Here is a 22,609-nt window from a genome sequence, read left to right as displayed (position 1 = left end):
CACTGAAAGTGGCACCAACCGGCCGACGACCTTTCACCCGGTGCGACACCGCCTGCCCTGCAGAGAAGGAAGACCCAAGCCTGACCACCACCACCACGACAAGGAGTACCTGATGAAGCACGTATCACTGGGCGGACTGGACGTCTCGCGCATCGGTCTGGGCGCCATGACCATGGCCGGCACCTATACCACCGGCGGAGAACTCGACGACACCGAGTCGATCCGCACCATCCACCGGGCACTGGACCTCGGCGTCACCCACATCGACACCGCCGAGATCTACGGTCCCTTCCACAGCGAAGAGATCGTCGGCAAGGCCATCAAGGGCCGGCGCGACCATGTCGTCGTGGCGACCAAGTTCGGGCTTATCTCCCACTCCGGCGGCGGCCCCGGCGTCACCGACAGCGGCGCCGGCAACGTGAAGGCCGCCGTCGAGGGCTCCCTCGAGCGGCTCGGCACCGACCACATCGACCTCTACTACCAGCACCGCGTCGACCCGAACACACCCATCGAAGAGACCGTCGGCGCCCTGGCCGAGCTGGTCGCCGAGGGCAAGGTCCGCCACATCGGGCTCTCCGAAGCCGGCCCCGCGACGATCCGCCGCGCGCACGCCGTGCACCCGGTGGCCGCGCTGCAGACGGAGTACTCGCTGTGGACCCGGGACGTCGAGGACGAGATTCTCCCGCTGCTGCGCGAGCTCGGCATCGGCTTCGTCCCGTACTCGCCGCTCGGGCACGGCCTGCTGACCGGACAGATCCGCTCCGTCGACGACTTCCCCGACGACGACTGGCGCAGGACCAACCCACGTTTCACCGGCGAGAACTTCCAGCGCAACCTCCTCATTGTTGACGAGGTGCAGGCGATCGGCGCCGAGATCGGCGCGACGCCGGCACAGACAGCGCTGGCGTGGCTGTTCACCCGCGGTGACGACATCGCCCCCATCCCCGGAACCCGGCGGGTCGCGCGCGTCGAGGAGAACACCGCCGCCGACGGCATCGAGCTCACCGCCGCACAGCTGGAGCGGCTGAACAACCTCACCCCTGCCTCGGGCGAGCGCCACGACGAGGCGAACATGGCCGGCATCGACCGCTGACCCCGATTGCGCAGAACCGTCGACGCACCCCTCCCCAGGGGCAGTCAGGACGGTGCGTACCCGCCGGCGCCCACCACGGCAACAGGAACTCCTGACAGCGGAGTGGCGCAGCAGGACACCCCGCTCACGCGGTGAGATCCGGTGGTCGAACGACTTGGACATGTTGTCGTCCTCACGGGCCGGATAGGTGAGCGATCCGTCCGGATCCTTCCGCGCCGGATCGTCGTCCGGTAGCAGCCCCCGCTCAGTGCTTTCGCCCTGCTGCGCCCTGCGTACCACGGGAGTCGGAACCACCCCACACGCCACGGTCACCGCAGCCGGCCGGACCGGGTAGCTGCTCCCACGTCACACCGCCGCTGAGCCCTGCCCCCGCTGCGACTCCCACCCAGGGGGTGCGACCCAGGTCACCAGGAGCAGCCCACACACTGGACCACGCATCCCCGGCCTCGGCCCTCGTCGTCATCGATCTCACGCACGTGTACTCGATCTGCCACCCGCACAGCCTGACGGCCGTGGGCCGCCCAGGACCAGGACCCGGGCGGCGCGTCACACCGCAACAGGGCGAACGTTGCCTGATGCGGCACCAGACACCGCATTGTTCGCTCTGCCTCCCCGACCTCGATCGGGGAGGCAAGCCCCTAGCGCACCAGCTGATCCGTGAAGCCGTTGCCGAAGACCCGGTGAGGATCGAGCCGGTCCAGGATGGAGACGGCTTCGGACCACTGCCCGGTGCCGTAGGAAGCAGGCACCGCGGACTCGATGATCTGCTCGTCGGCCCAGGCTGCCGTATCCGTATAGCCCCAGCCCTTGGACCACTCGACGCGCGCGAGCGCGTAGCCGCCGTCGAAGGTGCTCATCAGGAAGCGCTCCAGTTCCCGGTAGAACTCGTGGGCTCCGGGTGAGGTCGGCTGGGTCAGCACGTCCACCCACACCACGCAGTCGTACTCCGGGTGGTCGGGGTGCGGGCGGACGACGGAAAGCAGCGGCGGGCGTGCGCCCGGCGCCGCGGAGTCGTCGGGCTGGTCGAGGCCGCTGACCCTGATTTCCACCTGCCCGTTGATCGGGAATCTGCCCGCCGCGGCCCAGGCCGCCAGCCGTTCCTTGTAGTAACCGGCGAACTCGGAGACGACGCGCTGGACGTCGGCGCGGCGGGTGAGGATCCCGTACCCGTTGGCGGTCTCACGAAGTGTTGTGGGGCGCAAGTAGAACTGGAGGGTGTGCGAGGGGCCCCACAGGTCCTTCGCGACGGTGGCGGTCAGTCCGGTCGCCGCCACCGTGTACTGCGCGGCGCCGAGCGCGGGCGCGAGATACCAGGCGCCGCCGACGAGAAGCCCGGCCAGCCGGGCGACCGGGGCCGGGATGATGTCGCTGAACGGGTAGTTGTACGGACTGTGCACCGGCCTGGAAGTGACCGGGCGCTCAGGGCTGAGGCTCCACACCTTGAGCCAGGGCCGGTCGGTGAAGGCGAACCAGATCGTCTCCACCCGCCCCGACTCGTCCATGAAATCCGCGAAGGTGTTTCCCCGGGCGGCGAGGGCGCTGCCCGGGGCGGCGAACAGTTCGTCGGCGGTGAGGTCGACGCGGCTTCGGCAGCGCAGCGGGATGTCCTCGCCCGCCTGGAGCTCGGCGTCCACGATGAGGCCGCGCCCGAGGTGGGTGGCCAGCGCCTCGCACTCCTCGTCGGTTCCTCGGTGGAAGGTCTTCACGACGTAGGCATCCTGGTCGGAGTCCCAGACGACGGCGGTGAGGGACAGGACGAGGTTGCTGAGGCTGCCGTAGGTGTGGCCGGGGCGGGCGGACTCGCCGTTCGCGGGGACGCTGGTGCCGTGGGCGTCGATGGCCAGCGTGCCGCCCAGGGTCAACTCGCCCGGTGCGGGAGTGTTGGTGACGCCCAGTCCGTGGTCGGCGAGGAAGGCCATCAGGGTTTCGAGGGTCACTCCGGCCTGCGCACGCACTGCGCCGGGTGCGCCGGCGGGCGGGTTCGTGAGTTCCATGTGCGTCAGGTGCTTGGTGGTGTCCAGCAGCAGGACCTGCGCGTCCCGCTCGGTGGCCGAGGTGATGGTCAGGGGTGACCAGTTGTGCGCCTTACCCCGGGCACGCAGTCGCCAGCCATTTGCATGGGCCCAGTTGGCGAGGTCGGCGAGGTCCTGCCCGGTGCGGGGCGCACAGGCCCACAGCCCGCCGTGGGTGATCTCGCCGGCCCAGTTGATGTAGGGAGACAGGTAGGGCACGAGGCCAGCGGGAAGTTCGGGTGCGGCCACCGGAACGACGGCCGACGCCGCCGCGGCCGGGGATGCCCCGGCTATGGCGGCGCCGAGCGGGATGCCAAACGCTCCGGCAGCCGCCGCGGCCCGCAGAACACCACGGCGGGAGAGGCCGGAGGGCTCAGAGGGGCGGGAGGAGGCGACAGGACGTGGGGAGAACTCTGAGTGATCAGCCATGACCTGAATGTATGGGGTTCCAGCACGTCAGGGAGGCTCCATGACACAAACTGCCGGAAATTTGCTCCCGAACGTCAAACGGCACGTCGCCCCCGTCCGCGATCAGTTCGTAGCTGCGCAGTCCGGCCTCGCAGCCGTGCGCGTCGGCCGGGCGTCCCGCTGGGCTCGTCGACCTGAAGTGGTCACGGCCGGTGCCACGACCGTTCCCCACCCGTTCGGTGAGTGCGGCGCGTTGGGGTGCGGTGAGCTCGGGTCCACGGCACCGGCGATTCCATGGTCCGCCGACCGTGCCGAGCAGGCTCACCCAATGGTTGCCGGCACCGCCGAATACGTCGATCCGGCTCTGCCAGTCGCGCATGCGGGCCTCGTAGTCACACCGGGCGCCGACCGCTCGGCCTCCAGGGATGCTGGAGGATCGCGCCCCTACCGATGTCGGGCATCGCCCATCATCCCGAACGCGCCTACGTTTTCCGCGAACCCACCTACGAATGAGGAGAGTTGGCTCTCCGAGGGCTGATCGAACTCCCGTGACCTCGGACAACGGCGGGACGAACGGTGAATTTGTCTGACTTGTAGTGACTGGCCATCAGTCGGCGTAGGGTGAGCGCCCTGCGACAGGGGGCGGATTCATGGTCGGCTCAGATGATGCGCGTACAACCACTCCCCGGCGCGGCATACGCGCCGCGATCGAAAAAGCGGCAGCTCGTCGGTACGCGGGCTCCGACGAGTCGTATGTCGGCTGGGCAGAAGTTCAGCGGCATTCCCTTGCACTCGAACCGCTGTTCAACCAAGTGCGCCGTGCCAACGACTTGGGGACGGCCGGTGAGGTCGCCGCAGCGGAGGAGCTCGTGCAGCAGGTCTCCGGGCATCCGCTCGCGACGCGAATCCCCCTGCTGACGGCCAACATAGCGATGGTCCGATGCATCATCACCGGTGCGCAGGGCGACCTGGAGGCCGCCGAACAGCACGCCCTGGTGACGGTCGGCCTCCACAAGCAGGGCGGGAACCTCCCCGCGATCTCCGAGTCGATGGAGATGCTGGGCAAGGTGCAGCACATGCGGGGGCGCAACGCCGAGGCGTACGACACGCTCATCGAGGCCCTCGAAGTCGGCGGCGACCTGATGTACCGGCTCAGCCGCGTACGGCTCGAGGTCTTTCTCATGACGATCGCCTTCGACGCCGGCGACAGGGCCCGGACCGTCGAGCACGCGATGAAGGCCCGGAAGCTCGCGAAGAAGTGGCGATGCCACATTCAGCACGGCGCCGCATGCGATGCCTTGGCGTACCTGGCCATGGAGGACAACCTCCTGAAGGACGCCGTCCGTTGGGCCGCCGAGGCCGACCGCGCCTACCAGCGCGAGGAAGGATGCCCCCTCCCCGCGCGTTTGCGCCACCTCATCATCGTGTCGGCGCTGGCCCGGTCGGAGGGCCGCACCCGCGAGGCCATGGGCTCGTACGTGCACATGATGCAAGGGGTGTCCGAGCTGCGCGCCGGGTGGGGGTGGCGGGACGCGCAGGCGTACTTCGTCGACCTCTACAGCGAGCCGGAGGTCAGCGCCTACCTCACGGCGAACGAACTGTTCGTACAGGAAGACGAGTTGGCGCCAGATGCCTTCGCCAAGCTGCTCGACCTCGGCAACCGTACGTCCCTGCGGAAGATGCTGCGCGGCGAGCTGGGTCTGGAAGAGCCCGCCGACCTGGGAGAGGCGTCACTGACCGACGTTGTCGCTCTCCTGGGCACCATCAAGACATCCGAGGGCTCGCTCGCCGGTGAGGCCCCTCCCTCCGCAGGGCGGAAAAGCGTGCCGCAGGGCGCGTCGGCGGACGTCGTCCATGCGGGGCGGCAGCTGGCTGCCGCCGCTTACGACCGCCTCGAAACCCTCGTATCGTTGCGGTTTCGCCGGGCGCTGGAGGCGGAGTCGCACGGGACGACCATCGACGCACGTGAGTGGGCGGTGCGCTGGAGCACCCATGTGCTGCAGATCAGGCTGCTGACGGACGGCGAGAGCGCACATGTCGCAGGTCTGTGGACCGCTCCCGACGGTTTGCGGCATCCGTTTCTGCACTCCGTCGACTCCCGGCAGGCTCGGATGCTCGGCGAGATCACCGGCATCGAGAGCCTTCTGTCCGGGACGGAGGCCGAGCCTGCGGAGGCGGTGGTGACGGCTCCCGGCCCGGCTGACGGGACCGAGAGCGTACGGGCCGACGCGCCCAAGTGGAAGCAGACAGCCCGTTTCCGGCACCTCGCGGTCGGCCGAGCCGCCTTCTGGGCGGAAATCGCCACGATTCTGCTTCCCGCGGGGCTCGCCGACCTGCTGCGCGAGACGTCCCCCGACGGCGAGGTGCCGAAGCTGCTGCTCGTTCCCGACTCGTACCTCTGGCGCGTGCCGTGGGCGGCCCTGCGTGTGGACCCGACGCACGTCGAGGGGTACTTGGCGGACCGGTCGGTCCTGGCCCTGCTGCCGAGCCTGTCGCTCCTGACCGACTCCGCGGACTCCCCGGGCTCCCCCGCGACAAGGGCGCCCGCCCCGGGACCGGACGCGGCAGCCGGGAAGGCAGTCGCCTATCTCGCCGGCTTCAACCCCGACGGGCTGGCCCTCGAACGCGACGCGCTGAATGCCGCCTACGGCACGGGTGTCACCTACGCGGCCCGCCCGGCGGACCTGCTCAACGCGCTCGGCCCCCACCGCACCCCCGCCTCCGTCGTGATCGCCTCCGTGCACGGCGACAACCGACCCGGGCTCGCGCACGCGCTCATACTGGACGACCACACGCGGCTGTCGGCCGCCCGCATGCTGACGCTCCACTTCCCGCGCATCCTCATGATCAACGCTTGCCTCTCCGCCGAACTCGACGAGCGCCACGGCACGGACCCGCTGGGCATCCCCACGGTCGCACTGTGCCGGGGGGCGGAGACCGTGATTGGCGGCCTTTACCCGCTGCCCGACGGGCAGTCGCAGACCCTGGGGCTCAGCCACCCGACTTCTGGCATCCTCACCATCCTCTACCGGCTGCTCGCCGAAGGAATGGCGCCGTCGTCGGCCCTGCGTACGGCCCAGCGCCAGTGGCGCAGGGAGCACGGGCCGACACCTGCCTGGCTGTGGGCGGGACTCGTCAGCATCACTACTCAGTTCGATGACCCGCACAGAGCACACGAGAGGTAATCGATGCCGCACAACGACAACGGCTCCGGCTCCGGCTCCGGACAACACGCCGACCCCGACCCTGTCTTCGAGCTGACGGACTTCGATGGTTTTGACGAACGTCAGTTCTCCTCCGAGCCTCTCATCGCTGAGGACGCTTCCCTCGTCATCCCCCCTCCGGTGACCGGCGCGCCTCCGGCCGCCACGACGCAGGACAACTCCGCCGCGTCGCCGGGGGACGGCAGTGCCGGGTAGCGTTGTCGCAGCGGTACTGCTCCTCGCGGCGATGACGCCTGGATTCGCCTTCCACCAGGCGTATCGCCGCTTTTCCGCCAAAGGCAGTCGTACATCCGTCACAGAGGTCGTCGAGCTCTTCAGCGTGGGTGCGCTCGCCACCTGTCTCGGGGCTCTGGTCTCGGCGCTGCTGGCGGAGTGGATCCCCTACCTGGTCTCGCTGAAGGACGTGGCCACAGCCCCGGCCGATGCCGCAGAACGGCCGTGGTCCTGGGTCGTGTCCGGCATCCTGACGATGACCCTGAGCATGGCAGCAAGCATCTGGGCCGGGAGGTACGTCGGCAAGCGCTCCCCTCAGCGCCGGGGTGAGCGGCTGCGGGAGGGCACAGTCACCTCGTGGGTGCTCACCGAGCACGACGCCGACGGCCGGTGGCCCTTCCTGGCGGTCGAGTTGTCGGACGGCCGGCTGGTCGAGGGCTACCTGCGGCACGTCTCCCACGACGAGGACCCTGCCCGCAGGGACATCGTGCTTCAACGACCGGTGCTGTGGACCGGCCCTGGCGACATCCCCCGTACCCTTTCGTCCGCCCGGATGGTCGTCGTCCCCGGTTCCCTGATCCGTGTGATCCACCTCAGATACCCGCACACGGAGCCGCCTTCCCCCTCCACCTGAACCCCCCGCCACTCGCTTGCCCTCCCGGTTTCCACCGCCCGCCGACAGCGGCTCGCTTTCCTCAGAGCCGTCACCTGACGGCCCACCTCGAACGACCTCGGGACAAATACGGGTGAACCACCGAGCAAAAGCAGATACCGAACCCAACTGACGCATCGAGCCAATCCTCGGGTGTTGCGAGCCTGTGGATCTGGATAATGTGGCCCATCGGCGGCAGGCGTTGTCGCACCCGTGTCAAACTGTGAATGCAACGGGGAAACCGCCGACGGCTCGGGCATTCTCCGCGAACACGGCGTGCCGGGAACGGGTACGGGGGTACCGTCGCTTTGTCATTGTTTTCGGAAGGAATCTTCACTCCGCACACGCTTCTTGACGAACGTGCGATCGATACTCTCTCGGCGGCAACGCAGCGCTGCTCGGGTACGGTCCGTCCGAGTGATATCCTCTACGCCGCAATCGACTCCGGTGACCAGGGAGTTCTGTCGGTACTCGCACTCACGCTCGCCGAAGGCGCCCAGCCGCGGCACCTGCTGGAAACCATCGCGGTGTACAACCCGGGGAGCCTGGACGGACAGGACTTCGATTTCGACGGACGGCGTGAGCGGTTCACACCGGAGACGTTGACCGCCCTGGACGGCTTCGCCGCGGAGTTCGCCCAGGACGAGGACCGGTTGCGCCCGGTCTGCCTGGAACTGCTCATCGCCTGCGTGCTGGACCATCCCGACGCCGGTGACCGGCAGTTCCTGCGGATTCTCGACACGGCGGCCGCCGCGCGGACCCTGCGCGACCAGGTGCGCATCAGCACGGAGCCGCCTCCCACCCTGTTGGACGAGACCGGGCGGCTGCGCTCCGAGGAGTTCTCGGCGGACGCCTGGGCGGTTCTGGAGCAGGCGGCGGGGCGCGCGGGTGAGCTGGGGTACGACCGCCTGCTGCCGCCGCACTGTTTCCTCGCCCTGCTCGGCGAGACGGAGGGGCTGACCGAGCGGCTCGTCAGGCTCCAGATCCCGCCGCAACTGGGCCTGGCGAAGGTCGCGGAGATTCTGAGTGGCGCCTTCCGGCTGTCACAGCACGGCAAGGACGCGCCGCCGCTGCACCGTGACGGCCTGGGAGAGCCACTGCTCGCCCTGCTCCGGCGGGCGCAGCGGGCAGCCGTGATCTGGGGTGCCGAGCTGGTCGACACACCGCATCTGCTCGACGCCCTGCTGGAGGATCCACCGCCGAGGCTGGCGTCGGTGTTCGAGGCCGACCCGCTCCGGGTGGACCTCGCCCGCATGCGCGAACTGCTCGCCCAGGCCATCAGGGAGGCACGCACCACGGGACCACGGGAGGTCTCCTTCCGCTTACCGCCGGAATCACCCCCCGCCGAGGACCTCACCTGGCTGGCACGGACCCAGGGGATCGCACCCGCCCGGCATCTGGAGCGCTACTTCGACACTCTGGGCCGGGCCCTGCACCGTACGACCGACAACCATGTGCTGATCACCGGGCCCACCGGGGTCGGCACCACCAGCCTGGTGCGCGAGCTGGCCAGGCGCGCCGCGGCCGGAGAGCTGCCCTTCCTGCGGCGCAAGCGCCTGCTGCACGTCGACTGCCGTGACGTGACGGACGTCGAGAGCGGCGCCAAACTTGCCAGGATCATCGCCCACGTGGCCGGGCGTACCGACCTCCTCGTGTGTCTGGACGGGCTCGGAGCCATACTCCGCGGCCCCGGCGGCACCGACCACGTACCAGCCCTGCGCAGCGCGCTGAAGGAGCGCCGGATCCACCTCATCGGGGTGTTGTCCGGCCAGGAGTACGACGACCTGCTGGCCGCCGACCATGCCCTGCGCGAACTCACCACCCGCATCGACATGACCGAGCCGGACCGTGCCTCCGCGCGGGACATGGTCCGTCAGGCGGCGGACGCGCTGGAGGCGGAGTTCACGACCGAGGTCGACGACCGTGCCGTCGACCGGGCGGTGGTGATGTCCGGGGACTACATCCTCAACCAGCGGCTGCCGCTCGCCGCCGTCAAGGTGCTCCGCCGTGCCTGCGAGGACCTGGACTACCGCCGTACGCAGCTCGGCGACACCCGGGCCGTGGTGAACACCGAGGACGTGGTGCGGGTCATCGCGGAGGTCTCGGGCGTGCCCGCCGGGCAGATCGCCGGCACGGGCGGCGAGCGGACCGACTACGAACAGGCGCTGGGCGGCTCCGTCTTCGGTCAGCAGGAAGCGGTCGAGGTCGTCGCGAGCGAGCTGCGCCGCATCAAGTCTGGCCTGGCCGGGGCGAGCGGCGGCCCCGCCTCCGTGATGCTCTTCGCCGGGCTGACCGGGACGGGCAAGACCGAGCTGGCGAAGACCGTCGCGAGTTTCTACTCCTCCTCCAAGCGCCTGCAGACCTACCCCATGGAGAACTTCTCCGAGGCGCACAGCGTGTCGGGCATCATCGGCTCCCCGCCGGGATACATCGGCTACGAGCGCGGTGGCCGCCTCATCAACGAGCTGAACGCCGATCCGTACTGCGTCTTCCTGCTCGACGAGGCGGAAAAGGCACACCCCGAGGTCTGGCGGCCCTTCCTCAACCTCTTCGACGAGGGCTGGATCGTCGACCAGCGTGGCGTCAAGGCCCATGGCGACCGGGCGATATTCATCCTCACCAGCAACGCGGGCCAGGAGATCATTTCCCGGATGACACGGGAGGGCCGGTCCGACGAGGAAATCGTCGCCAGGGTGAAAGAAGCATTGCCGCAGATCGGGAACCGCGCACAGGGCGGTCCTGTCTTCACTCCCGAGTTCGTGGCGCGTATCCGCCGGATCATCGTGTTCCGCCCGCTGGACCTGGACGCGATGACCGGCATCTGCCGCAAACTGGTCGGCCGGCAGCACGAGTTCTGGCTGGACAAACGGGAGAAGGAGCTGATCGTCCCCGAGTCATTGATCCTCTATGCCGCCGATCGCGGACATCTGATGAACGAGAAGTCCGGCGGCAAGGAGGGCGGCCGCATCATCGCGAAGATCCTTTCGGACCTGATCGAGAATCCCATCCTTCTCGAACAGGAGCGGCGGGAGGAGGAGTTCCGGCAGTGCGCCCGCATCGAACTCGACTTCCGCCCCGTCGGACCCGGCGGCGGACCACGGACGGACGTCCGTTTCGGCCCCGCTCCGGGGACGGGAACGACGACGGCAGTGGAGGCGGGACCAGGCCATGAGTGACGGAGCCGGGACCGACCTGCGGTCGTTCGAGGGACGGGTGATCAACGACCGTTATCTGCTCACCCAATGGATCGGCGGCGGTGCCTTCGGCGCGGTCTTCCTCAGCGAGCAACGTATCCTCGGCCGCCCCGTGCGGCGGGTTGCCTGCAAGATCTCCCGGGACGCGGGGATGACCGAGGCGGACGCCCAGGAGAAGTTCGCCGACATCCTGCGGCTGGCCGAGGCGATGGACGGGATGACCGATTCCGAGGCACGTCGCCACCTCGTCCATGTGTACGACGGGGGGCTGGCCCACGACGCCGGAGGCCGGGCGTTCCTGGTGATGGAGTTCGTCCAGGGCACCACGCTCGCCGCCCAGTTCGCGACCCTGAAGACCGTTCCCGCCAGGCTGCTGTTCAACTGGGCGCGGCAGATCTGTGTGGCGCTGCGCGGACTGCACTCCCTGGAACAGCCGTTGCTGCACCGGGATCTCAAGCCGGACAACGTCCTGCTGGGCTCGGACCTGACCGTACGGCTGATCGACTTCGGCCTCGCTGCCAGGCTGCTGGAGTCCGGGACCGTACCCGGAGTCGCCGGCACCCTGACGTACATGGCACCCGAGACCTCCCAGGGCCAGAGCGTGCCCGCCTCCGACCTGTACTCGCTCGGGGTCCTGATGTACGAGGGGCTCACCGGCCGGCTTCCCTTCGCGCACCTCGTGCCGCCCCCCGGCATGCCCGACACGCTGCACGGCGACTGGCTGTACCAGCAGAAGAAGGAGGGCCGCGCGGCCGCCCCGCCGTCACGGCTGAACAACACCGTGACGCGCGAGACCGACGCCGTCGTCCTGCGCTGCCTGGAGTTCGAGCCCGCGAGGCGCTTCCGCAGCGCGGCGGAACTCCTGGACGCGCTGGCCGAGGCCGAGGCCGGAGCCCATCGCCCGCCGCCCGGCGAAAGCGCGCTGGAGCAGGCCCGCAAGCAGGCCGCCGACGGCGATGCGGTCGCCGCGTGCCACACCCTGCGCACGTGCCTGGACTCCGCCCCGGGGGATCTCCCGCCCGCCGTCCGGCTGGCCCTGCTGAACGAACTCGCCCGCCTGCTCGACGCGCAGGGCGACCCCGCCGGCTCCGCGCGGCAACTCGCCGAAGCCTGGCAGCTGGTGCGCAACAGCGCCCTCCTGCGAACCCGGAAGGAACGCTGCGCCCTGCTGTCGCGTGCGGCCGACGCCTACCGGCGGGCCGGGAACGCCTATCAGGCAACCCACTTCGAGGATCTCCTGCGGCGCGAGAGGGGAAGGGGGTGAGCGCAGCGGCATGAGTCCGCCATCATCGTTCGGTGACCTCCTCAGCCCTTCGGGGCGGCTGCGCAGGCAGTGGAAGGCGGCCCTGGAAGATCCTGACCCGCACAGCGGATTGGCGCGGCTGCGCGAGGTCCGCGTGCGGATGGAGAAGCGCCCCGAAACGGCCGTCGAGATGTGGACCGAGTTCTTACGGTCCATGGTCGGACAGCCGTTCCGGCAGTTGCTCACCGAGCCCGATTTCGAAGCGCTGGAGAGGATCGGCGGGCTCGTCGCGGAGGCCAGTGCCCTACCCCTCGACCAGGCGGTCCGGCCGCTGGCCACTGCGCTCTTCGGGCGCGGCGAGGGCCAGCAGGCCAACGACCTGCTGACCCGGTTGTACTGGGCGGAGTCGGTCCAGGATCCGGCCAGGGCCGGACTGGCAGACGACCTGGCCCGGTCCGGCCAGCGGGACGACTCCCGTCTCAAGGTCTACGCGGACCTGCTGGGCCGGGCCGGTCCACGGCCCCCCGCGGTCGTCGAGCTCGCCACCGATGTGCTGCGGGTGGACTTCTCCTCGGACCCGGCACAGCTGCGGCAGGCGGCCGCGCTGGCGGCGTCCGGGCTCCCGGGGGCGGACCGCGCGGCCGGGCTCTACCGGTTGTTCGTCACGGCGGAACTCGACACGGCCCGGGACTGCTTCCTCGCCGCCTGCGCGGCGGACCCCCGCGACGAGACCGCCCTCCTCGGGCTCCTGGTCGCGTACGTACGTGACGGTCAGGCCGCCGGAATCCCGGAGTGGGCGTTCACCGCCGCCCGTGAAGCCGCGCCCAACGTCGCCGCGACGGCCGAACTCGGCCTCGTGCTGGCCTGGTTCGACTCCGACACCGACACACCTCCCCCGGCCGCCGGACGGCTGGTCGCAGTCGACCTGACCCACGAGGCAGGTCCTTGGCTCCCCTACGTCCTCGGTCGCCTGCACCTGCTGGACGGTGACGCCGCGCGGGCCCGCGACCTCCTCGTCCCCCTGGCGTCGGACGGCTCCTCCCTCCCGCAGTGGCGTTACCACGCCGCTTGGTCGCAGCTGCTGTCCGGCGACCGCGCCGGACTCTGGACGCTCACCGGCACGATGGCCCAGGGCCCCGACGACTGGGCGCTCGCCTGCCTTCTGCTGGACACCGAACCGGACGCGGTGCCCAGCACCAACGCGGCACACGCGGCAGCGACCGCCCCGCCCGGCTACGAGCGGATCGCCCGGGTCCGCCGCGACCTGGCCGCGGGGAGCCGGCCGCCCACCGCCCCGGGCCGGACTGCGCCCGGGCTGCCCGCGGAAGGCGGTGGCAGCCCGGAGCGTCTGGAGGCGTTGCGTACGGCCCTGGGCGAGGCATACGGCCGGACGGCGGGGGCGGCGGACATGGCGGTGCTGTTGCGGGAGCCGCTGTACCGGCGGCTGCCGCGGGCCGACCGGCTGTTGTGGTCGGGGCTGGTGGCCCTGCGCGAGGAGCCGGAGGAGGGGCGGCGGCTGCTCGGGGCGGCCCTCGCGCTCGGGCACGAGCGGGCGGCGCTGGTACTGGCGGCGCACCACCTGGAGGAGCGTCGTCCGGCCAGGGCGCACCGGCTGCTCACCGGGCGGAGCGGCCCGAAGGCGGAGTTGCTGAGGGTGTGGGCCGAGGCGGCCGGGGGCGGGGCGGACGAGGCAATTGCGGACCGGCTCCAACAGTTGACGAACAGTCAGTTACCGCAGGTGCCGTACGTACTCGGCGCGGTCTGGCTGCACCAACTGGCCGGGGAGGGCACGACCCTGGACCCCGAAGACGCCCCGTACCACGCGCGGCGGGCGGCGAGGGATCTCGGCAGAGCCGTCGCCGCCGGGCCGGACGTCCTCCCCCCGGACGCCACTGAACTGCTGCGGGCCGCCAGGACAGTCGCCCACGGGACCACCCCCGGACCGGCCGACGGGCGGGCCGGGCCGTCGCCCTCCGTACCGCAACACCCCTGGGTGGAATGGATCCTGGGCCTGGCACTGCTGACCGAGGACCCGGAAGCCGCCGGCCTGGGGCTGTGCGGGCGGCTGATCGCCCTCGTCGAGGAGGCCGACGAGCCGCCCCCGCAGGCTGTGACCGTGCTGGCCGCCGCGCTCACCCGTGCGGGCATGCTCAGCAAGGACGCCGGCCGCCGGAACGCCCTCGCCGTGCTGGTACGAGATCTGGCGGACCGGCACGCCTCGCCGGAAGTGCACGCGCTGGTCGGCCAGGTCACGGCCGCCGCAATGGCACTGCCGGCAGCCGGACGCCCACCGGTCCGGGCAGCGCAACCGTCCGGTGCCGTGCAGCCGGTGCTGGCGCTGTCCTCCGCCGCGGGTGACCTCTCACGGGGCGACCGGGCTGCCGCAGCAAGGCAGTTGCGGGCCGCGCCGGCGGACGACGCCGTGTGCGCCCTGCTCGCCGACATTCTGGACGGCCGCGCGCCCGCAGCGCCCCCGCCCGACGGTTCCGGGGAGCAGGCCGCCCTGCTCCGTGTCATCCATGCGGCGGGGTTCGTCGAGAGCGATCCGATTCGGTGCCTGGGGCTGCTCTCCGAAGCCGCGGTCGACTGCGATCTGGCCGCCGTCACCGACATCAACAGGCTGCTGCCCGCTCTTCTGTCGCGCGCAAGCGGCAAGCCCGGCAACAGCGGCAAGTCAAACAACTCCTTCGGTGCCAAACGCCGTTCTGGCCAGGGCCACCCGCTGGCCGACCTCGTCAAGCGGCTGATCGACAACGGCGCGTCCGGATTCGACCCGGTGATCCTGGCGGGCTGCGCGACCGCCATCGGGGAGTACGAGCTGGCGGAGGAGCAGTGGATGCTCGCGTACTACGAGGCGGACCAGCAGGAGCGCGACTCCGGCACCGTCCTCGCGCCGTACGCCCGGCTGCTCTGCTACAAGGCCGTGGCCGCCCGCAACGCGGAGGACCCACTGCGGGGCGCGAAGCTCCTGCGCCAAGCGGCCGACCTGCAACCGGCGGCGGGGCCCGCGCTGAAACGCGTCCCGTCCCGCAGGGGAGCCGAGTCGCTCGCGCGCGGCCTGGAACTCGACGTCCATGTAGGCCGCCTGCTGGGCAACCTCTTCCCCGACGCCGAGCAGGAGCAGGTGCCTTGGGAGCGGCCCGGCCGTTACGCGGCCCTGGAGGCAGCCCTCGAGGCCGACGCCAAGCTGCTGGGCGCCGTGAGGTCGGGCGGGCGCAAAGGGATCCGGCGGAGCTGGGCCAACTCCCTCAAGACTCGGGAGTACGACGTCCGCCTCCACCACACAATGGCCCTGCTGTACCGGGGCATGGCGCTCAGCGAGTCCGCGTCCGCCGCGCAGGCGGGCGGACACCTCGCCCGTGCCACCGTTCTGTGGACCCTTCTGCTGGCCTCGGAGGGATTCTGGGAGCAGCACGGCGAGACGCCCGCCGGGCCCGCGGCGGAGACGCGGCTGCGCGGCACCGTGTGCCAGGAACTGCTCGGCTTGCATCGCAAGCTCGGTGCCGAGGCACTCCGGAGAGGGGACCAGGACACCGCCCGGCTGCACCTGCAGGTGCTGGAGGCCGCCCGTAAGGGGGAGTCCGCCGTCCACGACCTCCTGCGGGACTTCGGCATCCCGTGGTCCGTGGCGGTCGACTCGCGGCTCTGGGCCGAGATATCCACTCTGGCCGGTTCGGTCACCGACGCGTGGTGCGCCGAGGTCATCAAGACCGCCGAGAAGGCGGTCAAGGACCCGGCCGCCATCGCGGGACTGTCCGAGGGGATCGACAAGGACTACGAGACCGGCATCCGCAGTCTGGAACCACTGATCGGCCTCGGTGTTCCACTGCCCCGCCTGCTGCAGACCGGACTCGACTGGTACAACGGGCTGCAGACCTGCCTTTACCAAATGCGCGACACCGAGGAAATGCGGAAGGTGGTCGGAAGAGCGCGCAAGTTCGCCGACGCGCTCGCCCCGCTCTGCACTCCGGGCAAGGGGCATCTCCCGGCCAACAGTGCGCTCGGCGTGCATTTCGTGGACCGCGGACTGTACGTCGCGCAGGACAGCCGCACTGCCGTCGTGGCGTACGAGACGGCGCTGAAGTGGGACCCCGGCAACGCCAGTGCCCCCCAACTGCTCGCCCGCACGAGGTTCGAGGACGCCCTGACGTCAGTCAAACGGCACCTCGACGCGGGGCGCTATCGGGACGCGTTGGCCGCGGCGAAGGGGGCGTACGAATCTGCCGACAACGACGAGAACCGTTCGGTGGCCCTGGTCTACCAGGGCCTGAGTCACTTCGGTTCCGGAGATCGGTCCGAAGCCCTCGCGTGTGCGACACGGGCCATGAGACTCGACCCTTCCTCCGACGCGGCCCGCACGCTCTACGACCGCTACCGCACCTGACCGAGAAGGAGACCTATGAAGCCCAATCCCTTCCATGTCCTCGGACTTCCCGTGTCGGCGAGCGACGAGGAGGTGGCAGAGCGCTTTCGGGAGCTCGCCGTGACCGGGGCGCAGGACGCGGGTGCGCTCGCCGAGTGGGCCAAGGACGAGTTGATGGGCCTGCCGGAGACCCGGGAGCTGCACGTACTGCTGGAGGCGCCGGGCGCGGACTACCGCGGCGAGCGGTGGGAGGACTTCGCCAGGCAGTACGGGCGCCCTCCCGTCGCGTTCGACGCGTTGTCCGGCCGGGCGGAGGCGCCACGGGCGACAGACTTCGACCTCACCGCAGTCGCCCGGCGGCTGCTGGACGGGATGCTGACCCCTCCTACCGTCGACATCCGCCCCGCCCTGGACAACACCCCGGTGCCGCTGCGCCTGGAGCGGCCGCCGCTGGAGGTGCGTGATGTCCTCTTCGGCTGATTCCACCTCCACCGACTCGACTGCCGCCGACTCCCCTTCCGTCGACGCCGGAGCACACCCGCCAGGGACCGTGTCCGACTGGGACGGGTTCGAGGAGCGCCCGTTGCCGGAAGGCCTCGGCGGGCCGGAGCAGCCGGACCCCGTCAGCCCGGGCCGTGAGATGGCCGCGCTGCTCCAGCGGTACTGGTCCGACCTGCAGAGCGAGAGCAACAGGGTGCAGAAGGAGTCGGCGGCGGCGCGCAAGACCCTCACCGAACTGGCTGTCCACGTAGCGCGGTTGGACGGTCTGCTGCGCGAGGCGGCCGGTCCGCTGGAGGCGGCGGGTGTCAAGGCACTGGGCCGCCGTCTGCACGTGGCCAGAAAACAGGTGCTCGAACCGCTGCACGCGATGGACATCACCACGCAGGACCCCACCGGCAAACCCTACGAGTCGGTCGCGGACGTCGTCGACATCGCCGGATGGCGTTACGGGCCCGAGTTCACCGCCGAAGTGGTGGCGGAGACCGTCGAGCCGATCGTGCTCGACCGCGGCACGGTCGTACGGCTGGGACAAGTGATCATGGGCGCCCCGCTGAGCGCCGGAACGGAGAACGACGCATGACGCAGTACGTGAGCAAGGCCGTCGGGATCGACTTGGGGACCACCAACAGCGCGGTGGCGGTGATGAACCCGACCGACACCGACATCGTGATCCACAAGGGCGGAATGAACGCCCGCACGACGCCGAGCTGCGTGTGGCGCAACCCGAACAACGGCGAACTGGTCGTCGGGCGGAAGGCGTTCGCGCGAGTGGGCAGCGAGCCGGAGCCGATCACCTCCGTCAAACGCCTCATGGGATCCCGCAGGACGGTGACCCTGGCGGGCGAGCAGCGTACCCCCGTGGAGATCTCGGCCGAGATCCTGCGGGAGATGAAGCGGCAGATCGAGCAGGACGTGGCGGAGTTCGACACCCCGGACGTGCGCTGGGTGGTCGACCGCGCCGTCGTCACCGTACCCGCGTACTTCGACCAGCCGCAGATCGACGCCACCCGCAAGGCGGCGGAGGCTGCCGGTCTGCGGGTGGTGGACCTGCTGCACGAGCCGACGGCCGCCGCGAGCTACTACTGCTGGCGGACCGGCACCCGGGACGGCACCTTCCTGGTCTACGACCTCGGCGGCGGCACCTTCGACGTGAGCGTGGTGCGCTGCAAGGCGGCCGACTTCAGGGTGCTCGGCATCAGCGGCAACACCATGCTCGGCGGGGACGACATCGACACCGCGCTCGCCCGCCACCTCCAGCAGCTGATCCAGGACGACGACTGGGCGATGGACCTGGACCTGGAGAACGACGCGGAGGACCGGCTGCGCTTCCGGCGCCTGAAGTCCCTCGCGGAGTCCGTGAAGAAGGGGTTGTCGAACAGTACCGAATTCATGCTCCGCGACTCCGGAGGGCTGACGGACAAGGACGGGCAGCGGGTCGTCATCGACACCGTGATGGAGCGCGCCCAGCTGGAGAAGATCGCCCGGCCTCTGCTGGAGCGCACCTTCCAGTACTGCGACGAGGCGCTCGACCAGGCGACCAAGGAGGCCGGGGTCACCCTGGCCGACGTGGACCAGATCATCCTGGCCGGCGGCTCCACCCACCTGCCGCTGGTCCGGGAGATGGTGCGGAGCCGGCTCTGCTCGCCCGCCCCCGGGTCTGCCGCCCCCGACTCGCCGCGGGCCAAGTGCACCGAGCCGTTGTACGAGCAGGTGGACACGGTCGTCGCGCTGGGCGCCGCCGTGCGTGCCTCGGCGGTGGGCGGCCTGGACATCCTGAACGAGGAGCGGACGGTCCGGGTGGGCTTCCGCGGCACCGTGGTCACGGCCGCGGACCGTACGGTGGTCGGCGGAACGGTCGAGGCGCTCGACCCCGATCTCGATCTCAGCGGCGGCTCGGTGCGGCTCAGCACCGAGGAGTACGAGGACGAGGCGCTGCTCAAGCCGGGCGGCAGCTTCGCGTTCACCCGCATTCCCGTACAACCGAACGCGCAGAGCCTGCTCACCATCGAAGTGCTCGACGCCGACGGGGAGTTGCTGGCGACCGTCGGACGCGCGGTCGTCCACGACCGTGACGCCGGGGCCAAGCCGGTGGGCAACCCGGTCAGCGCGGCCATCAATGCCAAACCGATCCTGCTGGAGGTATCCCGCGAGGGGCGTACGGAGCGCGAGGAACTGATCCCCGCGCTGCGGTCGCTGCCGTTCAAGGAGCGCTACAACTTCAGCCACCCCGGTGACACCGACACGGTGGACTTCCGGCTGTACCAGCAGGCCCGCCAGATCCAGGTCATCACCGTGCCGGTGCCGTCCTCCACCCCCAGGGGCACGGTCATCGACCTCGACGTGGAGATGGACGTGCACTCGCTCATCACCGTGCGCGGCTCCATCGGCGACCACCCCTTCGAGGCACTCGTCGAGGTGCCGCCGGAGGCCGAGCTGCCCGGTGAGGAGAAGGTGGCCGAGCTGAAGCGCACCTTCGAGCAGGGCGTCGAGTTCCTGCCGGCGGGCGAACGGAACGTGAAGAAGGCCAAGATGGAGATGGCGCAGGAAGCCTTCACCCAGGCCCTCGCCCGCGGCGAGAAAGCGGTCGCGGGTCACGAGTTCGAGGAGATGCAGGCGATCGCCGACTCCGTCGGCAAGCCCCAGGACGGGGCTCTGCAGCCGCCCAGGTCGGACTTCGAGAAGCTCGTCAAGGACTGCGGCCAGCTCAATCGGTACGTGGCCACGATCAGCGCCAAGACCGAAATCCCGCACGACGAACGGGAGATCGCCGCGGCCGTCGAAGTCCAGAGGGAGCAGGGGGAGCGGGCCCTCGGCGCCGGTGACCAGCGATCGTACTCGGAGGTCATCACCCAGCTGCAGCACGTCGTCGACCACCTCCGGACGGTGGCGTACCGGCACCAGCAGGAGAACGATCCGGTCGCCCCGACCGAGGTGGCCGCGTCCCGGCTGCAGAGCGCCCTGGAGATGCTCGGCGAGGTACGCAGGCTGGTCCAGGCCTCCCGCACCGCCACGGCCCAGCACCGGCAGGACGTGGAGGACATCGGGCAGCGGCTCGCCGGCCTGCAGGCCCTCATCGCCCAGGACCCGAACCGGGTCCAGCAGGAGGCGGCGCAGGAACGCCAGCGCCTGATCCAGGTGAAGAGCATCATCGGGGGTCCGTCCGACGAAGGGCGCGGCCCCGGCATCCCCGAGGCCATCGACCGGGGGCCGAGGCGATGAGCGTCCGCTGCCCGGTGCTCCTGTGCCGCGAGGAGAACGCGTACGGGGCGGAGGTCTGCGCGGGCTGCCGTACGCCGCTGTCCGGCTACACGCGGATGCACCTCTATCCCGCGTACCTGTTCAACCAGGGGCTCGCCGCGGCACGCGAGGGCCGCCTCGCGGCGGCACGGGACTGTTTCGCCGCGGTGGTGCACTGGTGCCCCGGCGACACCGAGGCGCGCAATGCGCTGGCCCTGGCCGGTCTCCGGCTCGGGGACCGCTCCGAGGCACACCGGCAGTGGACAGAAGTGCTGGACCGCAGACCGGGCGACCCGAAGGCGACTTGGGGGGTCGCACAGCTCGCGGAGCCAGGGGAGCCCGGGGAGCCCGCCGAACCGAGTGGGATCAGCGGGCCCGACGAAGTCAGCGAGCCCGGCTCACGGCCTGGATGAGCAGTTCGGGGTCCACCCCGAACTTCCGCAACAGCTCACGCCCCGACGACTCCTCGTCCTCGAGCAGGGCGAGGAGGATGGCGGCCTCGCCGACGCGACCGGCGGATGTGCGCCCGGCGGCGCTGTGCCGACGAGCCTGGTCCAGTACGTCGTGGACACGGGGGGACAGGTCACGGCGCCGGGGGGTGAGCATCCCGGAAAGCTGCCGGAAGGCTCGCTCCCCGGCCGTCCCCTGTTCGTGCATGCCGCGGCGCAGCACTTCGCTGCCCATCGCGCCGAAGGCGAGCAGGAGCGTGTAGGTCCCGATCACCTCGCCGCGGGTGTCGGCCAGCAGGTTCGCGAGCCGCACTATGCCCACCGCGCTGCGGCTCAAGTCGTCCATCGGCAGCCGCTCGTCGCCGTTCAGCGCCGCCGTGTCCGGGGCCGGGACCTCCTGGCCCGAGGTGCCCGTCCCGCTATCCGGCAGCAGCCGGGCCAGCGGGACCCCGCACAGTTCCAGCAGCCGGGCGGCGACGCCGCCGCCCACGGCGACGAAGGCCGCAGTGATGTCGGCCGTGCTGACCATGTTCCTGCCGTCCGCGGCGGCGCGGGTGGCCGCGTCCGCGAACACGCGGTTGACGGTGTCGGACAGGAGGCTGCCGTGTGCCGTACCAGTGCCGGAAGCGCCGCCGTCCATACCGGAGCCGCCGTCCGTGCTGGAGCTGCCGTCCGTGCTGGAGCTGCCGTCCGTGCTGGAGCTGCCGTCCGTGCTGGAGCTGCGGCTGAGAACCTGGTGGATCACCTGGTCGAGAGCTTCCATGACGTCCGCCCCGATGCTCTCCTCGATCCGCTGCCGTATGTCCGCCTCGCCGAGCAGCCCTTGCAGCAGATCGACCGAGGAGACCCCGGCCCGGTCGGCGGCAGATGCGCGCACCCGCCGCATCAGCTTCTGGGCGTCGGGGTCGAGAGCGGTCGTCAGATCGTCGTCGGGCGGTTCAGGCGGCTGCGGGTTGCCTGCTGTCACGTTCTTGGTGATGCCCGCGGCGGGGTCGCCGTACAGGATGAAGGACGCCCAGGCGGCGTCCGGCCGTTCACGGAGCGCGACGCGGGCCGCTCGGACCGCGGCACCGGCCGGCTTGCCTGCGAGCAGCTGTCCGTAGAACTCGGCGGCGAACTGCCAGGCGCCCTCGTCGGCCACATCGGTGCGGGTACCGACGACGGTCTTTGCGCCCAGCACCATGAAGGACATGCACATGTTGGCCACTTCGCCCTCACCGGCGGAAGCGCAGCCGTTGATGAAGACCACCGGCGGCGCGCCACGCGACGAGAGCGTCTGCAGGACGACCTCACCGAGCAGTTGACGGTCGCGCATCATCAGTCCGGTCGTGCCGAAGCCGGTCGCCACGTGGCCGCAGAAGTGGAAGAGATCGTACGGCGTCTCCTCCGAGGCCAGTTCTGTGACGACGTCGAGCAGGGTGGCCTCCTGCCCCAGCAGTACCTTGCACTCGATACCACGGCCGCCCAGCCACCCCGCGACCTTGGCAACCTCCTCACGGGCGGAGGCAAGGTCGCCGAGGGTGTCGCCCACAATGAGCGCGCGGCCGACCCCGCTGATGCTGCGCCCACCGACGACGGGGCGCTTGCCCATCAACCGGCGCCCGAGGTCATGTGTGAGGCCGAGGAAGTCCGCACCGTCGTGCAGCAGTTCCCACGGGACCTCCTGCTCGTTCGTACGCACCAGGATGGGGCCGACCGACGCGCGCAGCCGGGTCACCAGCTCGGCCACATTGCCCTGTACACGAGGGAACAGATGCTCGTAGAGCAGCTTGCCCCACTTGGTCAGCTCCTTGACCAGGCCGGGCTCCGGGTCCGACTCCCCAGCAGCTGCTTTCGTCAGAGCCTCGTCGATCCGGGCGCGGCAGCCCTTCACCAGTCCCGGGTCGACCTCGACCGTGTACTCCATTTCGAGCGGAGGACTGTCGCCGACGGTACTGCCGACCCGCAGGTCGTATTCATAGCGAACGGTCATGCCTTGTGCGGTGACCCGGACGTTCAGCGTGGCCGGCTCACTCATGAC

At 70.3% G+C, this 22,609-nt stretch carries 14 protein-coding genes; 11 read left to right on the top strand and 3 right to left on the bottom strand.

The window, feature by feature from the left end; all coding sequences use genetic code 11:
* Positions 1–112: 112 nt before the first annotated feature.
* Complete coding sequence (locus ACFWBQ_RS25220) at positions 113–1,093, top strand: aldo/keto reductase (RefSeq protein WP_385495111.1); 981 nt, start codon at positions 113–115, stop codon at positions 1,091–1,093.
* Positions 1,094–1,731: 638 nt separating this feature from the next.
* Here ACFWBQ_RS25220 and ACFWBQ_RS25215 read toward each other — a convergent pair.
* Entirely contained in the window at positions 1,732–3,534 is a 1,803-nt protein-coding gene (locus ACFWBQ_RS25215) for a cholesterol oxidase substrate-binding domain-containing protein (protein ID WP_385495095.1), read from the bottom strand.
* Positions 3,527–3,892 carry a hypothetical protein gene (locus ACFWBQ_RS25210; RefSeq protein ID WP_385495090.1) on the bottom strand — a complete coding sequence of 122 codons (366 nt, stop codon included), beginning with the start codon at positions 3,890–3,892 and terminating at the stop codon, positions 3,527–3,529. The genes ACFWBQ_RS25215 and ACFWBQ_RS25210 overlap by 8 nt, the downstream gene beginning before the upstream one ends.
* A 271-nt stretch (positions 3,893–4,163) precedes the next feature.
* Between ACFWBQ_RS25210 and ACFWBQ_RS25205 the strand changes: the two genes are divergently transcribed.
* From ACFWBQ_RS25205 to ACFWBQ_RS25160, 10 genes are all read left to right on the top strand, one after another.
* The gene (locus tag ACFWBQ_RS25205; protein ID WP_385495084.1) at positions 4,164–6,698 is read left to right on the top strand and encodes a CHAT domain-containing protein; all 2,535 of its coding nucleotides are present in this window, start codon (positions 4,164–4,166) and stop codon (positions 6,696–6,698) included.
* 3 nt (positions 6,699–6,701) lie between these two features.
* Complete coding sequence (locus ACFWBQ_RS25200) at positions 6,702–6,932, top strand: hypothetical protein (RefSeq protein WP_385495074.1); 231 nt, start codon at positions 6,702–6,704, stop codon at positions 6,930–6,932.
* Positions 6,922–7,584, top strand: a complete 663-nt coding sequence (locus ACFWBQ_RS25195; RefSeq protein WP_385495066.1) for a DUF6338 family protein — start codon at positions 6,922–6,924, stop codon at positions 7,582–7,584. Before ACFWBQ_RS25200 ends, ACFWBQ_RS25195 begins: the two co-directional genes overlap by 11 nt.
* A 332-nt stretch (positions 7,585–7,916) precedes the next feature.
* Positions 7,917–10,778, top strand: a complete 2,862-nt coding sequence (locus ACFWBQ_RS25190) for an AAA family ATPase (protein WP_385495055.1) — start codon at positions 7,917–7,919, stop codon at positions 10,776–10,778.
* Positions 10,771–12,060 carry a serine/threonine-protein kinase gene (locus ACFWBQ_RS25185; protein WP_385495047.1) on the top strand — a complete coding sequence of 430 codons (1,290 nt, stop codon included), beginning with the start codon at positions 10,771–10,773 and terminating at the stop codon, positions 12,058–12,060. The genes ACFWBQ_RS25190 and ACFWBQ_RS25185 overlap by 8 nt, the downstream gene beginning before the upstream one ends.
* A gap of 10 nt (positions 12,061–12,070) precedes the next feature.
* A complete protein-coding gene (locus tag ACFWBQ_RS25180; RefSeq protein WP_385495037.1) occupies positions 12,071–16,423 on the top strand; it encodes a hypothetical protein in 4,353 nt (1,450 codons plus the stop codon).
* Between the two features lie 15 nt (positions 16,424–16,438).
* Entirely contained in the window at positions 16,439–16,882 is a 444-nt protein-coding gene (locus tag ACFWBQ_RS25175; RefSeq protein WP_385495031.1) for a hypothetical protein, read from the top strand.
* A complete protein-coding gene (locus ACFWBQ_RS25170) occupies positions 16,866–17,483 on the top strand; it encodes a hypothetical protein (protein ID WP_385495025.1) in 618 nt (205 codons plus the stop codon). Before ACFWBQ_RS25175 ends, ACFWBQ_RS25170 begins: the two co-directional genes overlap by 17 nt.
* The gene (locus ACFWBQ_RS25165; protein ID WP_385495021.1) at positions 17,480–20,122 is read left to right on the top strand and encodes an Hsp70 family protein; all 2,643 of its coding nucleotides are present in this window, start codon (positions 17,480–17,482) and stop codon (positions 20,120–20,122) included. The genes ACFWBQ_RS25170 and ACFWBQ_RS25165 overlap by 4 nt, the downstream gene beginning before the upstream one ends.
* Entirely contained in the window at positions 20,119–20,553 is a 435-nt protein-coding gene (locus ACFWBQ_RS25160; protein ID WP_385495014.1) for a tetratricopeptide repeat protein, read from the top strand. Before ACFWBQ_RS25165 ends, ACFWBQ_RS25160 begins: the two co-directional genes overlap by 4 nt.
* On the opposite strand, the gene ACFWBQ_RS25155 is transcribed toward ACFWBQ_RS25160, so the two are convergent.
* Positions 20,525–22,606, bottom strand: a complete 2,082-nt coding sequence (locus ACFWBQ_RS25155) for a CHAT domain-containing protein (protein WP_385495007.1) — start codon at positions 22,604–22,606, stop codon at positions 20,525–20,527. The two genes, ACFWBQ_RS25160 and ACFWBQ_RS25155, sit on opposite strands and share 29 nt — an antisense overlap.
* Positions 22,607–22,609 lie beyond the last annotated feature (3 nt).

It is taken from the genome of Streptomyces sp. NPDC060035 (assembly GCF_042736635.1).
In the GTDB taxonomy this organism is placed as follows: domain Bacteria; phylum Actinomycetota; class Actinomycetes; order Streptomycetales; family Streptomycetaceae; genus Streptomyces.
This window is presented reverse-complemented; position numbering and strand designations above follow the sequence as displayed.